The 15,076-nt window shown below is 73.0% G+C and carries 12 protein-coding genes; 6 read left to right on the top strand and 6 right to left on the bottom strand.

Going from position 1 to position 15,076, the window contains the following annotated elements; all coding sequences use genetic code 11:
• Nucleotides 1-28 precede the first annotated feature (28 nt).
• Nucleotides 29-1,012 (top strand): YihY/virulence factor BrkB family protein, encoded by a 984-nt coding sequence (locus ACFY3L_RS37475; protein WP_389335406.1) that lies wholly within the window; start codon nt 29-31, stop codon nt 1,010-1,012.
• Here the strand turns inward: ACFY3L_RS37475 and ACFY3L_RS37470 are convergent.
• Together ACFY3L_RS37470 and ACFY3L_RS37465 are read right to left on the bottom strand one after the other, a co-directional pair.
• Nucleotides 1,009-1,401 carry a roadblock/LC7 domain-containing protein gene (locus ACFY3L_RS37470; protein WP_389335403.1) on the bottom strand — a complete coding sequence of 131 codons (393 nt, stop codon included), beginning with the start codon at nt 1,399-1,401 and terminating at the stop codon, nt 1,009-1,011. The two genes, ACFY3L_RS37475 and ACFY3L_RS37470, sit on opposite strands and share 4 nt — an antisense overlap.
• Nucleotides 1,398-3,887 (bottom strand): nitrate- and nitrite sensing domain-containing protein, encoded by a 2,490-nt coding sequence (locus tag ACFY3L_RS37465; protein ID WP_389335400.1) that lies wholly within the window; start codon nt 3,885-3,887, stop codon nt 1,398-1,400. The genes ACFY3L_RS37470 and ACFY3L_RS37465 overlap by 4 nt, the downstream gene beginning before the upstream one ends.
• Nucleotides 3,888-4,079: 192 nt before the next feature.
• On the opposite strand from ACFY3L_RS37465, the gene ACFY3L_RS37460 reads away from it, so the two are divergent.
• Nucleotides 4,080-5,999: a DUF1800 domain-containing protein gene (locus ACFY3L_RS37460; RefSeq protein ID WP_389335397.1), complete on the top strand. Its 1,920-nt coding sequence runs from the start codon at nt 4,080-4,082 to the stop codon at nt 5,997-5,999.
• 10 nt (nt 6,000-6,009) lie between these two features.
• The gene (locus ACFY3L_RS37455; RefSeq protein WP_389335394.1) at nt 6,010-7,368 is read left to right on the top strand and encodes a DUF1501 domain-containing protein; all 1,359 of its coding nucleotides are present in this window, start codon (nt 6,010-6,012) and stop codon (nt 7,366-7,368) included.
• A 64-nt stretch (nt 7,369-7,432) separates the two neighbouring features.
• On the opposite strand, the gene ACFY3L_RS37450 is transcribed toward ACFY3L_RS37455, so the two are convergent.
• Nucleotides 7,433-7,843: a subtilase-type protease inhibitor gene (locus ACFY3L_RS37450; RefSeq protein ID WP_389335391.1), complete on the bottom strand. Its 411-nt coding sequence runs from the start codon at nt 7,841-7,843 to the stop codon at nt 7,433-7,435.
• Between the two features lie 357 nt (nt 7,844-8,200).
• On the opposite strand from ACFY3L_RS37450, the gene ACFY3L_RS37445 reads away from it, so the two are divergent.
• Both ACFY3L_RS37445 and ACFY3L_RS37440 read left to right on the top strand, forming a co-directional pair.
• Nucleotides 8,201-8,809, top strand: coding sequence for a hypothetical protein (locus ACFY3L_RS37445; protein WP_389335388.1), 609 nt, complete (start codon nt 8,201-8,203; stop codon nt 8,807-8,809).
• Nucleotides 8,810-8,881: 72 nt separating this feature from the next.
• On the top strand, nt 8,882-9,226 hold the full coding sequence (locus ACFY3L_RS37440) for an STAS domain-containing protein (RefSeq protein ID WP_389335385.1): 345 nt from the start codon (nt 8,882-8,884) through the stop codon (nt 9,224-9,226).
• Nucleotides 9,227-9,268: 42 nt separating this feature from the next.
• On the opposite strand, the gene ACFY3L_RS37435 is transcribed toward ACFY3L_RS37440, so the two are convergent.
• The 3 genes from ACFY3L_RS37435 to ACFY3L_RS37425 form a co-directional block, all read right to left on the bottom strand.
• A complete protein-coding gene (locus ACFY3L_RS37435) occupies nt 9,269-9,838 on the bottom strand; it encodes a GtrA family protein (protein ID WP_389335382.1) in 570 nt (189 codons plus the stop codon).
• A 67-nt stretch (nt 9,839-9,905) separates the two neighbouring features.
• Nucleotides 9,906-11,399, bottom strand: a complete 1,494-nt coding sequence (locus tag ACFY3L_RS37430; protein ID WP_389335380.1) for a tetratricopeptide repeat protein — start codon at nt 11,397-11,399, stop codon at nt 9,906-9,908.
• Nucleotides 11,400-11,619: 220 nt separating this feature from the next.
• Nucleotides 11,620-12,621 (bottom strand): glycosyltransferase family 4 protein, encoded by a 1,002-nt coding sequence (locus ACFY3L_RS37425; RefSeq protein ID WP_389335377.1) that lies wholly within the window; start codon nt 12,619-12,621, stop codon nt 11,620-11,622.
• Nucleotides 12,622-12,732: 111 nt separating this feature from the next.
• On the opposite strand from ACFY3L_RS37425, the gene ACFY3L_RS37420 reads away from it, so the two are divergent.
• Complete coding sequence (locus tag ACFY3L_RS37420; RefSeq protein ID WP_389335374.1) at nt 12,733-15,060, top strand: putative bifunctional diguanylate cyclase/phosphodiesterase; 2,328 nt, start codon at nt 12,733-12,735, stop codon at nt 15,058-15,060.
• Nucleotides 15,061-15,076: the final 16 nt, after the last annotated feature.

The following is a 15,076-nucleotide window of genomic DNA, read 5'->3' as shown; positions in this document are numbered from 1 at the left end:
TCACGCGCCGCCAGGGCATAGGAACGACATGGCGCAGGACGAACCCACCGGACCTCAGCTCGAGAACCCGCCGAACCGGCTCACGCAGCTGACGAAGCGGTCCTGGATCGACGTCCTGAAACGGACGGTCAAGGAGTTCAACGAGGACAACCTGACCGACTGGGCCGCCGCGCTGACCTACTACGGCGTGCTGTCGATCTTCCCCGGCATCCTGGTGCTGCTCGCGGTGTCCGGCATGCTGCTCACCGGCACGACGCAGAACGCCGTCCTGGAGAACATCCAGGAGCTGTTCCCGTCGTCGATCGCGGGGCCGGTCAACAGCGCCGTCAACGAGCTCAAGCAGGGCTCCGGCTCCGCCGGCGTGCTCGCGATCGTCGGCCTGCTCGGCGCCGTCTGGACCGCCTCCGGGTACGTCGGCGCGTTCATCCGGGCCGCCAACTCGATCTACGACGTGCCCGAGGGCCGGCCCATCTGGAAGGTGCTGCCGATCCGCCTCGGCGTCACCGTCGTCGTCGGCATCCTCATCGCCCTCTCCGCGCTGAGCATCGTCTTCACCGGCCGGCTCGCCGAGATGGCCGGCGGCTGGATCGGCCTGTCGCGGCAGGCCGTGCAGATCTGGGACATCGCCAAGTGGCCGGTGCTGCTCATCGTGGTCATGGTGATCCTCGCCGTGCTGTACTACGCGTCCCCGAACGCCCGGCAGACCGGCTTCCGCTGGGTCACGCCCGGCGGCATCCTCGCGGTGCTGATCTGGCTGGTCGCCTCCGCCGGCTTCGCGGTCTACGTGTCGAACTTCAGCTCGTACAACAAGACGTACGGCACCCTCGGCGGCATCATCGCGTTCCTGGTGTGGCTGTGGATCTCCAACATCGCGATCCTGCTCGGCGCGGAGTTCGACGCCGAGCTCGAGCGCGCCCGCGCCATCCAGGGCGGCCTGCCCGCCGACCAGGAGCCGTTCATGCCGCTGCGCGACACGACCAAGGTGAAGCGCGACGACGACTCCGATCTCTAGCGGGACGACGGGGTCAGGGCGGCGCCGACCTGGTCGACGAGGCCCGACATCTCGAACGCGACCTCGCCGACGTCGCAGCCCGGCTGCACCATCGCGGCGATGCTGGCGAGCGTGTGGCCGTCGCCGAGCGCCATGACGAACAGCAGGCTGCGGCCCATCTGCACGATCGTGCGCAGGACCGGGCCGGCGTCGGTGGCCGCGGACACGCCCTGCGCCAGGGAGACCACGCCGGCGACCATCGCGGCGAGCTGGTCGGCGCGCTCCGGCGGCAGCTCGTTGGAGGCCGCGACCAGCAGACCGTCCCCGGAGACCGCGACGGCGTGCCGGACGCCGGCCACACGATCCGTGAAGCCGCTGAGCACCCAGTCGAGCCCCGTGGTGGCTGTCATGACGTGGCATGTCCTTCCTGACGCACCGTGAGGACGGTGCCGAAACGGCCGATCGGATGCCGGTTGGCCGGCAGGAGTGCGCCGCCGTCGCCGGGTTCCGAGACGTCGGTTGTGCCCGTTGTGCCCGTGCCCGTCGTGCCCGGTTCGCCGGTGGTGCCGCTCTGTGGTGACGCGTTGACGGTACGCCGTGGCAGTCCGTCGTCGAACGCCCGGGCCTCGACCGTGGGTCCCTCGGCGACGACGCCGCTGGGCACCACCGGGACGGGCAGGCCGCCCTTGCGCGGCAGGGGGATGTCCATCGGCTCCGCTCCGGGCAGCGCGGGGCTGCGCTCCAGGGGTCGCGGCGGGAGGCGGCGCGCGGCGGGCTCCGGCAGGACCGGTGGCGTTCGCGGCTGGTGTACGACCATGCCCTGCGGCAACCGCACGGTCGCGACGAGCCCGCCGGCCGGCGCCGGTTGGAGGGCGACGTCGATCCCGTGGCGGGCGGCGATCCGGGCGACGACGGTCAGCCCGAGCCGCGGGCCGGCCGCTGGCGGGTCCGCGAGCCGCGCGTTGAGCTCGGCGAGCAGGACCGGGTCCGCGGCGGCACGGCCGTGGTCGGTGACGTGGACGACGGCCCCGTCGCCGGCCCGCCGGGCCTCGACGACGACGGCGTGCTCGCCGCCGGAGTGCCGGGCGGCGTTGTCCAGCAGCTCGGCCAGCAGGTGCACGACGCCGTCGACCGCGGCGGGCTCCACCGCGGTGTCGTCGTCGACGCGGCCGTACTCGACGCGCTCGTAGGCGTGGATCTGCGACTGCGCGGCGCGGAGCACGTCGAGCAGCGGCACCGGGGCGGGGTGCGCCCGGCCGGCGTCGGCCCCGGCCAGCACGAGCAGGCTGTTGGCGTCGTGCCGGATGCGCGTGGCGAGGTGGTCGAACGCGAACAGCAGCGCCAGCCGGTCCGGGTCCGCCTCGTCGCGCTCGGCCTCGTCGAGGCGTTCGAGGAGCGCGTCGGCCAGCCGGGCCGCGCGGTGCCCGAGGTCGGTGTACATGCCGGCCTCGCGGGCCCTGAGCTCGGCCTGCCCGGCGGCGTCGGCGGCGGCCCGGGCCGTGGCCTGGGCAGTGGCCTGGGCAGTGGCCCGCCGCACGGCGTCGAGCGCCTCGGCGACCCGCCCGATCTCGTCCCGCCCCGCCGCCACCTCCCCGGCGGCCACCCCGGCCGCGTGCGGCTCGACCCCGGACAGCCCGGCGGCCCGCGGTTCGGCGGCGGAGACCTGGTCCGCCCGTGGATCGCTCCCGGCCGCGCGCGGAGCCGGGGCGGCACCGCCGGCACGTGCACCGGCCGGCGCCCCTGCGACCCGCGGGTCAGGGCCCGTCGCCCCGGCGCTCGGATCGGCACCCGCCCCGTCTGCGAAAGGCCCGCCCGGCGGACCGGCGGCGCGCAGGTCGACGCCCGGGAGGGCGCCGGGCGAGGGCACGGCGGGGGGTGCGAGGCGCAGGGCCAGGGTGAGCAGGGCGCGGAGCCGGCGGCGCAGGGAGCGGGCGGCGGCGACGGCCAGGGCGACCGCGGCGACCACGACGGCGAGGACGGCGGCGAGGCCGAGGACGAGCGCGCGGTTCTGCCGGTCGCGGGCGTCGCCGACGGTGCCGGCGGTGTCGGCGGCGACCCGGTCGGCGAGGGCCTGCAGCCCGTCGAGCTGGGCCAGGGAGGCCCGCGTCAGGCCGGCGGTGTCGGCGGGCGCGGACGGCGGCGACAGCAGCAGCGGCTCCACGTCGGCGGTGACGTCCAGCCCCTCGAACACGGCACGCCAGGCGGGGGTCGCCGCGGCGGTGAACCGGTCGAACGCGCTCGCCGCGGCGGCGCGGTGGGCGGCGATCGCGTCGCGGTCGGCGGGGGTCAGCTCCCCGGTGGCGAGCACGCGCACGGCCGTCACCTGCACGAGGGCGAGCTCCTCCTTGCCGACGGCGAGCCACCCGGCGGCCCGGCTCCCGGCGAGGACCGCCGGCGGTGCGGGCCGGTCGGCGACGGCCTGCTGGAAGGCGATCAGGTCGGCGATCAGCTGCCGGTACCCGAGCAGGACGCCCTGACCGGGCGGCTCCTGCGCACGGGCCCGCAGCGCGGCGAGACCGTCCAGCGCGACGGCGGCGCCGGGCACGCCGGCCGAGGCGGCGCGGAAGCGGGCGACGGCGGCGTCGGTGCGGGCCGGGTCGCCACCGTCACCGGCCGGCGTGGACCGTGCCAGGGCGAGCCGCTCGCGCTGCAGGCCGTCGACGACGCGCCCGGCCTCCGCCGACGCCGAGACGGCCGAGGCGACCGCGCCCCGCACGTCACCGGAGCGGCCCGCGTAGACGGACGCGGTGACCCCGGCGAGGCCGAGCAGGGCCGACAGTGGCAGGAGCAGCACGAGGACGAGCTTCGCGGCGACGGAGATGTCGGCGAACGCCAGCCTGCGGAACAGGAAACGGTAGCGCCGGCGAACCGGCGCAGCGTCACGCACGAACTCCACCGCCTCCCCTTGTCGGCCCATTCATGCGTACCGCTTTTGCGGTACGTACGGAAGAGATAACTTTGAGTAGTCGCCCGAATTCCACGCATTGACGCGGAATGCACCTCGCTTAAGCAAGAACAAAGACAAAGTTGAGCCGGAGCCGCACCGGTCCGCTTGAACGCCCGATCACGCGCTCATTAGGGTTCAGGGATGCCTGAGCGGCTCTTCGCGGATGACGACCCCTCATCCGACTCGCACAGACGCGTCAAGGGCGCCTTCTTCGCCGACTACACGGGCGAGTTCCCGATGCCGCGCGTCCTCAACGAGCCGCCATCGGCCGATGACGAAGCAGCGCCGGCTCGTACACCTGCCGCGAAAGCCTCGAAAGGACCCGCACCGGCATGGCTCAGGACGGGGCGGCCCGCCCTGCACGAGCTGATGCGCAACCGCCGGCAGGCACTCATGGCCCTCGGCGGGGGCGCCGTCGCGATCGGTGGGCTCGGATCCGGCGCCGCCGCGATGCTCGGCCGCCCCGAGGACGCCGACGAGATGGTCAGGACCGGCCAGGGCGGCGGCAACGTCTCCCCGCGCGACGCCGGCTCGTTCTCCAACCGCGACTCCAGCTACACCAGCGGCCTCGGCGACCTCAACGACCTCGGCGCCGCCGGCACCGCCGACTCGGCCTCCGCGGCCGCCGTCGCCGCGATGCGTGCCACGCCCCGCTTCCCGACGCCGCTGAACCGCGACCCGGTGCTGCACCTGCTGCGGCGGTGCACGTTCGGGCCCACGCCGGCCGACGTCGCCGCGGTCAAGGAGCTCGGCATCGACGGCTGGCTCGACCAGCAGCTGGAGCCGGACAAGATCGCCGACCCGGTCGCCGACGCGGCGCTGAAGACCACGCCGACCGTCACGATGACCACCGCGGAGATCCGCGCGTCGGTCAAGGACGGCGACAACAAGGCGATGTACGAGCTGACCCGCGCCGTCATCGCCCGGCAGGTGTGGAGCAACCGGCAGCTGTTCGAGGTGATGGTCGACTTCTGGAACAACCACCTCAACATCACCAGCCCGTTCGACGGCGGCTGGGACACCCGGGTGCCCTACGACGTGAACGTCATCCGCAAGCACGCGCTGGGCAAGTTCTCCGACATGCTCATCGCCTCGGCGCGGGACCCGGCGATGATGCGCTACCTGGACAACACGTCCTCCGACAAGCGCAACGTCAACGAGAACTACGGCCGCGAGCTGCTCGAACTGCACACCGTCGGGATCGACGGCGGCTACAACGAGAAGGACGTCCGCAACTCCGCCTACCTGATGACGGGCCGCACCGCGACCCGCGAGGGCACGTTCAAGTACGAGCAGAACCGGCACTGGACCGGCGCGGTCAAGGTGCTGGGCTTCCAGCACGCGAACAAGTCGGCGAAGGACGGCCTGGCCGTCGGCGACGCCTACCTGCTGTACCTGGCGACCCACCCGTCGACGGCGAAGTACGTCGCCCGCAAGCTCGCGGTGCGGTTCGTGTGCGACACGCCGCCGCAGTCCCTCGTCGACCGGCTCGCCACCGCGTACCAGCAGAGCGGCTCGGCGATCGTGCCGGTGCTCAAGGTGCTGTTCCGGTCGCTGGAGTTCTGGATCGCGGCCGGGCTGAAGACCCGCCGGCCCCTCGAGAACTTCGTCGCGACCGCCCGCGTGGTCGGCACGAAGCCGGGCGCCGACACGGGCAAGGCCCTCGAAGAGCTGTACAACTTCACCCGGAAGCTCGGCCAGGCGCCGCTGGGCTGGGAGCCGCCGGACGGCTACCCGGACGTCGCCAACGCGTGGAGCTCCGCCGCCGGCATGCTGGAGACGTGGAACTCGCACCGCGCGTTCCTGCAGCAGTCGTTCAAGGGCCTCAACAACCCGCGCGCCGACTCGCTCGTCACCCAGCCGGCCGCGACCCTCGCGACCTACCTGGACGTGCTGTGCAACCGGCTGATCTTCCAGCCGATGAAGCCCGCCGAGCGGGACGCGCTGATCAAGTTCCTCGGCGCGAAGCCCGACACCCGCATCACCGACGCCAACCTCGGCGGCAAGCTGCCCAACCTGGCCCCGCTCGTCCTCGACTCCGTCTACCACGCGCTGCGGTGAGGTCCCTCCATTGACTGACCTTCCTGACGGCGAGCGCCGTCCCACGAATCTGGAAGAGCTGCGCCGGCACGGGCCCAACCTGTGCGAGGCCGCCATCCGCGTGCACGCCGAGCAGGTGCACGACGAGCTCGCCGCCGAACGCGACCGGTGGAGCAAGGGCTTCACCCGCCGCCGCCTCGTGCAGGGCGCCGGGTTCGTCGGCGTGGCCGCGCTCGGCGCCCAGCTGGTGACGAGCCGGGTCGCGTTCGCCGCGCCCGAGGACACCAAGGGCACGCTCGTCGTCATCTTCCTGCGCGGCGGCATGGACGGGTTGTCCGTGGTCGCGCCCGGCGACGACCCCAACTACCGCTCGATGCGGCCCAACATCGCGATCCCCACGGCGGCGCTGCTGCCCGCCGGGCGCGGCTTCGGGCTCAACCCGGCGATGGCCGCGCTGTACCCCTTCTGGCAGTCCGGCAAGATGGCCGCCGTCCACGCGGTCGCCTCCCCCGACGCGAGCCGCAGCCACTTCCAGGCGCAGGACGCCCTGGAGCGCGGCGCGGCGTCGGTCGCCGTCCGCACCGGCTGGCTCGACCGGGTCCTCGCCCAGATGGGCCCCGGCACCACGTTCCGCGCGGTCGCGCAGGGCAACGCGCTGCCGCGCTCCCTCGTCGGCGGCGAGCAGGCGATCGTCCTCAACGGCATCCGCGACTTCCGCATCGACAACGACGCCATGCGCAGCCAGACGATGGAGGCGCTGAAGACCCTCTACACGGGCCTCGACCACTCCCTCGCGGGCACCGCCGCCAGCACCATCCAGGCGATCAACACCGCGCAGAAGATCGCGAACTCGCAGTACCGGCCCTTGGAGGGCGTCCAGTACCCCGGCGGCGGCCTGGCGGACCGGTTGAAAGACATCGCCCAGCTCATGAAGGCCGGTGTCGGCCTGCGCGTCGCGGCCCTCGACGTCGGCGGCTGGGACATGCACACCAACCTCGGCCGGGTCGACGGCGGCGACATGCGCAACTCGCTGACCAACCTGTCCGAGGCGATCGGCGCCTTCGCCACCGACCTCGGCCCGCTGCTGGACAACACGACCGTCATCACGATGAGCGAGTTCGGCCGGCGCGTCCAGGAGAACGGCAACGTCGGCGTCGACCACGGCCACGGCAACGCGATGCTGCTGCTCGGCGGCGGCCTCAACGGCGGCAAGGTGCACGGCGCCTGGCCCGGCCTCGCACCGGGCGCGCTCGACCAGGGCGACGTCGCGGGAGCCAACGACTACCGCGACATCCTCGCCGAGATGCTCAAGAAGCGCTTCAACGTCCAGGACTCGGCGGCCATCTTCCCCAACCACCAGTTCAAGACGCTGGGCGTCTTCAAAGGCTGAACCTCAAAGGTCTTACCTCAAGGTCTTCAGAGGCTGAACCTCAAAGATCTTCGAAGGCTGGACCTCAAAGGCTGAACACCGGGCCGGTCGTGGTCGACAGCGAGCAGGCGTTGCCGTACGTCTTCTTGTAGTCGACCCGCTTGCCCTTCCACCGGCCCACGGCCGTGACGGTCACCGGGTCGTACTGCATCGTGCACGCCATCCCGGTGGTGGCCTGCAGCCGGGCGAAGTCGCCGCCGACCTTCGCGAGCGCGGAGCAGGCGTCCTTGGCCAGCTTGTGCGACCCGCCGGCGGGCCGGCACGTCAGCGACGCGCGGCGCTGCACCGGCTTCGAGCTCTCGCCCTTGGCGACCGTCAGCACCAGCTTCGTCGGCCCGGCGGGCGCTGCCACCGCCGCGGCCGCCGTCGTCGTCTCCACGGTCGCGATCGCCGCCACCAGCATCGTGGCCGTCGCGACCAACCGTCCTGCACCCATGCCAAACCCCCGTCGCACCTTTGGTGGGGCGAAGCTTACACACATTTTTCCGGACATTTCGCGTTTTGGCCATTGTACGACTGGCGCACCGCCATCTGGCCTCGCAAGCTCGGCTCCCCTCCCGCCTCCACCAACGCCTACCCGGCGGCAAGACCCGACGCCCAGCACCACACTCCGGGCCGCGCCTCAGGAACCGGTCCGATTCCGGTGGCCCCGGCCACCAGCACCAGTCGGGATCATGGGGCCCGGCCCGTCAGGGCTTCCTGGCCATCAGACAAATTGCGGCCCGCGAGGCTCCCTGTTGATCGACGTCCCGGACTAGGGTGTGCTACCAGCGACGCTCGGGAGGAGACTGCCGTGACCCTGGATGCACAGGCGCAGAAGCTCGTCGCCGGGCTGGTGCGGGTCGCCGTCATGGCGTCCACCGACGCTCCCACGCCCGAGCAGTCCCAGCTCCCCCCGCCGCACCGGCAGGTCCTGCTGCTGCTCGGCCGCCGGGACCGCGAGTTCCGCCTGTCCGACCTGGCCGCGGAGCTCGGCTCGTCGGTCGCGGCGACGATGGCGATCGTGTCGCCGCTGATCGCCGAGGGCCTGGTCGAGATGCGGCCGGCGCCGTCCTACGCCGCGCACGACATGCGGATCGCGGCGACCGAGCGCGGCCTGGCGCTGACCCCCGCACCGCCCAACTGGGCGGAGAACGTCCTCGGCAGCGTCGAGGACCTCGACGAGCACGCCCAGGCGCGGCTGCTGCGGATCGTCACGACCAGGATCACCGAGCTGCAGCGGGAGGGCCGCATCCCGGTGAGCCGGATGTGCCTGTCGTGCCGGTTCTTCGACGGCTACCGGCACCCCGGCACCGAAGCGCCGCACCACTGCTGGTTCGTCGACGCCCCGTTCGGTTACCGAGAGCTACGACTGCACTGCCCTGACCACATTCCGGGCGGAAGCTCTCCACGGTCCGGGTGAACGACGCCCTCACGCGCTGCACGCACCCCCCGGTGCTCCTATGCTGGGCCTGATGAGCGCGCGGGGTGAGTCATGTCCATGTCGGTGACGGTCAACGTGTTGATGGACGGGTCCACGGTGGTCTCCGTCCGGGGCGAGATCGACCACGGGACGGCCGCGACGCTCCGTCAGGACCTGGTGGCCGCCGCGACCCAGCGCCGGCCGAGCGTGCTGCGGGTCGACCTGGGGCTCGTCACGTTCCTCGACTCGGCCGCGGTCGGCGCGCTCGTGGGCGCGCAGCGCGAGGCGGGCGCCGAGGGCGTCCGCCTGATCATCCACCGCGCCAGCCCGTTCGTGATCCGCCAGCTCAAGGTCGCCGGCGTCGACCAGCTTCTCGGCGCGCCGCCCGAACCCGACCCGGACCAGATCACCTTCTGAGCCCGCTGAGTCTTTCTGGGCCGGCCGGGTTCGCCCGCGGCGTTACGAGCCCGCGCTGTCCGCCTGGACCGGGGCGGGCGTGACCTGGGCCGGCACGGTGTGGTCCCAGCGGTCGGGGGCGGGCCGCACGTCGTCGTGCGGGAAGACCCAGGCCCGGTACGCCCACAGCCGGAACAGCATCGCGAGAGCCGTGCCGAGCACCATGCCGAAGGCGAAGTCCGAGATCTCCTCGACGAGGGTGCTGACCGCCGGCTCCTGCAGCCCGAAGACATACCGCGCGACGAACAACGGCGCCGCGTTGACCGCGACGCCGATGCCGTTGATGACCAGGTAGAGCGCCATCTCATGATGGCGGCGCCGGCCGCCCCGGGTCCGGAACGACCACTCGCGGTTCAGGAAGTACGACACCACCGACGCGACCACGTTCGCGATCGTGAGCGCGGTGACCGGCTTGTGCTCCAGCACCGTCAGCCGGAGCCCGTAGTTGACCAGCAGCGTGACCGCGTAGCAGAACCCGCCGACGATCCCGAACTTGACCGTCTCGCGGTGCCGCCGCATCAGCTGCGCCACGGGGGCGGGCAGCCAGTTGAGGGTCCGGTCAGTGAGCCGCATCGGCCGGACTATACCCGGCGAACCTTGTGACACGCCCATTGTGGGGACCCGGTTCCCACCCCGGTCCTCACCGCTCGCCCGTGCACACCGACGCACCCGGCGTGACCGCGGCGGCGGCGTCCACCGGCCCCACGACCACGCAATACGCGACGGCCGGATCGACGTCCTTCACCACGTACGACGTCGTGCCCGGCGGCACCTCCGCCAGCACCACCGCGGGCCCGCCGGCCCGTGAAAGCGCCACGACCACCTTGCTCTCCAGCCCCGTCCAGGTGACCGCGAGGGCCGTCCCGTCGTCCCGCAGCCGGAGGTCCCGCACCGACACCGGCGCGCCCCCTCCCCGCCCGGCTGCCCCGTCCCCGGCCGCGGCACCGGACGTGCCGGGAGACGTGCCGGCAGACGTGCCGGCAGACGTGGCAAACGTGCCGGCCGGTCCGGCGAGGCCCGGGGTGTTCGCGGTGGTCCGGTCCGCGGCCTCCCTCCACAGGATCGAGACCGCGGCGATGGCCAGCGCGCCCGCCGCGACCGCGACCACCGCCTTCAACGGCACCACGACCCGCCGCTCCCCCGCTCCGACCTCGGGATGACCCCCGCCGCCGGGACCGGAAACCTCGTGCGTCGCAGCGGGGACGTCCACGACCGCGGAAGGACGCACCTCCGGCACCTCGGCCGGATCCGTCTCCGCGGGCACCGCACCCGGCTCCTGGACGCCCTGTCCCCCTGGATCCGGATCCACGACGTCCTCCGCGTGGCCCTGCGGATCGGCGGCCTCCGGAGCGCCGCCGGTCACGGCCGCCTCCGGGAGCGCCGGCGCGGGGTGCAGCAGGGCGGCGGGCATCGGGGGCTCGACGGCGGCGAGCTCCCACTCCATCGCCTTCGTGAAGGGATGCCGGTTGCCGAGCCGGGACCGCGCCGCCGCGTGCGCGAGGGTGAACAGGCGGCGTGCCGCGGGGACGTTGCCGTCGTCGCGGTGCAGGGCGGCGAGCTCGGCGGCGATCCGGATGGTGTCGAGGTCGTCGGCGCCGTACTCCCGGCGGTGCACGGCGTAGGCGGCGTTGAGCATGGCGAGGGCGAGCGGGCGCTGGCCGCGGTCGCGCTGCAGGAGCGCGAGGTTGACGCGGGCGAGGCGGATGACCCGGGCCGCCTCCGCGCCGGTGTCGGGGTCGGCCTCGTCGACGCCGCTGTCCAGGACGCGGTGGTAGAGCGCCTCGGCGGCGTCCCACTCGTCGTAGTCGTGCCGGACGGCGGCGAGGACGGCCCAGGCGTGCACCGTCGCGACGTCCGACGGCCCGTACGCCTGCTCGGCCTGCGTGGCGACGGCGTCCGCGAGGTCGTAGGCGGCGTCGAGCTCGCCGAGCTCGCGCAGCGCCTCGGCGAGCAGCCGGCGGGCGGTGAGCCGGTCACCGTCCGGTAGCCCGGGCTCGTCGAGCAGGGCCCGCGCGGCCTCCTGGGCGCCGTGCAGGTCCCAGGTGGCGACGAGCTCCTCGACGGCGGCGAGACGGGCGCCGAAGCCCCGCCGTGGCAGCGGGACGGGACCCGCGGTGGTATCGACGCTACTCACAGCCTTCCCTCCGCCCGAGAGCCTAGAGGGAACGGTGACGCAACGCCAGCCTTCGATCACGATGCGCGTAGATGGCGTCGGCTCCGGCAGCCTGCCACGTCGCTGCCGGAGCCGAGCCGTCCCGCGTTACCGCGTCGTAAGCCCGCGGGCGCCGCACACTGTGAACGTTCGGCCGCTCGGCCGGAGCCTTAAGAAGAAACTGGGTGCAGGCCGTGATTTTTCACCCGAGCAGGCGGCTGTAGAGCCGTAGGTAGTCCTCGACCATCCGGTCGGCGGAGAAGCGGCTCACCGCGTGCCCGCGGACCTGGTGGCGGTCGAGCTTGAGCGCGTCGTCGAGCACCTCCACCGCCTCGGCGACTGAGCCCGCGAGGTACCCGGTGACACCCTGGTCCACCACCTCCGGCATCGAACCGAGTGGATACGCCACGACTGGCGTGCCGCACGTCATCGCCTCGACGACGGACAGGCCGAACGGCTCCGCGAAGCCGATCGGGTGCAGCAGCGCGGCGGCGGCGCCGAGGACGTCGGCGCGGTCGGTGGGGCCGATGTTGCCGAGGTACACGATCTGCTCGCCGTCGATCTGCGGCAGGACCTCCTCGGCGTGGTAGCGCTCGTCGTGGACGGGGCCGGCGATGAGCAGCCGCCGGCCGGCGGCGCGGGCGATCCGGATCGCCTCGGCGGTGCCCTTGTCGGGGTGGATGCGGCCGAACGCGACGAGCGAGTCGCCCGGCGCGGCCCGGAACGGGAACTGCGCGACGTCGATGCCGTGGTAGATCGTGGCGGCGTAGTCGAGGCCGGGGCCGCGGTCGGCGTCGGAGATGGACACGAACGCCGAACGGGCCCGCTGGTACGCGGGGAGGATCGACGGCGAGCAGAAGCCGTGCACGGTCGTGACGAGCGGCGCCCGGCAGAACCCGCTCATCGCGAGCGGCAGCCAGTCCAGGTTGTTGTGCACGAGGTCGAACCCGGCGCTGCGTTCGAAACAGTGCGCCACGTGCAGCGCCTCCCAGATCCTCCCGTCGTAGGAGGTGTCCTCGTTGTACGCGCGCTCGACGACCCCGTCGAGGCGGGCGGCGGTGACCGAGTCGAGGCTGGCGAAGAGGGTGACGTCGACGCCCCGGGCGACGAGCCCCTCGGCGAGCAGGGAGACGACCTGTTCCCACGGCCCGTACGCGCGGGGCGGGGTCCGCCAGGCGATCGGTCCCAGCAGTGCGACCTTCATCCGCGCTCCCTACCCGTCACGTGGCACTCGAACCCGTCCATCTTCGCCCTGCTCAGTTCCGCCACCCGGCTGCCGATAGACAGGTCAGCCGAATCAGCGACAAGGAGACCGATGACCGCATGGCGCTGGTATGCGGGGCTGGGGCTCGGCGCGGTGGTCGTCGGCGCGTTCCTGCCGGTCCTTCCGCGCCAGGCGCTGTACTCGCTGGTGGGCGCCTCGACGGTGGTCGCGGTGGTCGTCGGGGTGCGCCGCCACCGGCCGGCACACCCGCGCGCCTGGTGGCTGTTCACCGCCGGGCTGGCCTGTTCGGTGCTGGGCGCGGCGGCGTGGGCGGTCGACTACGCGCTGACCGGTGAGGTCGGCTTCCCGTCGGTGAAGGACGCCCTGTTCCTGGCCGCGTACCCGTTCTTCGGCGGTGGCCTGGTCAGCTGGGTGCGCCGGGACCCGAGCCGGCCGCGCTGGGAGCGGCTCATCGACTCCGGCATCGTCGCGTCCGGCGTGGCGGCGCTGAGCTGGACGTTCATCGTGCACCCGGTCCTGGCCGGCCCGCGGTTCGACCTCCCCCACCGGGTCAGCCATGTCATGTACGCGGGGATCGACCTCGTGCTGGTCGTGGCGGCGACCCGGATGGCGTTCACCAGCAGCGTCCGCAACGCCGCCCACCGGCTCGTGTGCGTGGCGGCCGCGGCGCTGATCGCCGGCGACACGATCTACTACGTCGCCCTCGCCTGGACCGGCAACCCGACGGGCGACCGCGTCTCGGCGGCGCTGTTCCTGTGCGCGTACGCGCTGCTGGGCACCGGTGCGCTGCACCCGTCGATGGCGGAGGCCGCGGGCCGCCAGGAGCGCCCGCAGCAGGTGATCCCGCGGCGGCGGATCTACCTGTACTCCGTGCTGTCGCTGATCGGCCCGGTCATCGCGATCACGATGCTGCTGGTCGCGTCGCCGCTGCCGTCGCGGTCCTGGGCGGTCGCGCCCCTCGCCACGTCGATCGTCACGTCGGTGCTGCTCATCGCCCGGTTGAGCCAGCTCGTCCAGTTCGCGAACCGGCGGGTGGAGGAGCTCGACGCGCACGCGCTCGCCCTCGGTGCGGCGCTGCGGGAGCAGGAGACGCTGCGGCAGCAGCTGACGCACCGGGCGCTGCACGACGCGCTCACCGGCCTCGGCAACCGCGCGCTGCTGCAGGAGCGCCTCGAGCACGCGCTGACCCGCACGAACGCCGCCCACGGCCTGCTGCTGCTGGACCTGGACGGTTTCAAGGACGTCAACGACTCGTTCGGCCACCCGGTCGGCGACGCGCTGCTGATGGAGGTCGCGGCGCGGCTGCTCGGCGAGGTCGACACCGCCGACACCCTGGTCCGGCTCGGCGGCGACGAGTTCGCCGTCCTGCTGGAGGACGTGCCGGTGCTGCGGGTGAACGCGGTCGGTCAGGCGATCGTCGACGCCCTCGCCCAGCCGTACGAGATCGGCGGGCGGGAGCTGAACGTCACCACCAGCGTGGGGACCCTGCTGGTGCGCGCCCCGGCGACGCCTGCGGAGGCGCTGCAGCTCGCGGACCTCGCGCTCTACGCGGCGAAGGCGGCGGGCAAGAACCGGCTCGCCGCCTACGAGCCGCGGCTGGCCAGCGAGCGGCACGAGCACATGCGCCTGTCGGCGGAGCTGCGGCGGGCCGTGGCCAACGACGAGTTCACGGTCAACTATCAGCCGGTCGTGGACCTGTCGACCGGCCGGGTCACCGCGGTGGAGGCGCTGCTGCGCTGGAGCCCCGACGGGCGGCCGGTGCCGCCGATGGACTTCATCCCCATCGCCGAGCAGTACGGCCTGATCGTGCCGATCGGTGCATGGGTGTTGCGGCAGGCGTGCCGCGACGTCCGCTCCTGGCACGACAGGTTCGGCATCTCCGTCACCGTCAACGTGTCGGGCCGCCAGCTGCGCGAGCCGGACTTCGCGCGGACGGTCCTCTCGGCGCTGCGGGACGCGGACCTGCCCGGCGGCGCGCTGATCCTGGAGATCACCGAGACGGTGCTGGTGTCGTCCTCGACGGAGAGCGACGACGTGACGGCGCTGCTGTCGGCGCTGCGCGAGGAGGGCGTGCGGGTCGCCGTCGACGACTTCGGCACCGGGTACTCGTCGCTGGCCTACCTGCGCCACCTGCCGGTCGACATCCTGAAGATCGACCGGGCGTTCACGCCGGAGGGTGGGATGGCGGAGGAGATGGCGTTCACGCGGGCAATCGTCGAGCTGGGCAACAGCCTGCGCCTGTCGGCGATCGCCGAGGCGGTCGAGACGCCGGAGCAGGCGGACCGGCTGCGCGAGCTGGACTGCCCGCAGGCCCAGGGCTACCACTTCTCCAGGCCGCTGCCGGCCGACGCCCTCGACGAGGTGCTCACCGCGGGCGACGGCATCCTGCACGGCACCGCCGCACCCGCCAAGACGTGAGGAGGACCCGGGGCGT

The organism is Dactylosporangium sp. NPDC000521 (assembly GCF_042898305.1).
In the GTDB taxonomy this organism is placed as follows: Bacteria; Actinomycetota; Actinomycetes; order Mycobacteriales; family Micromonosporaceae; genus Dactylosporangium.
This window is presented reverse-complemented; position numbering and strand designations above follow the sequence as displayed.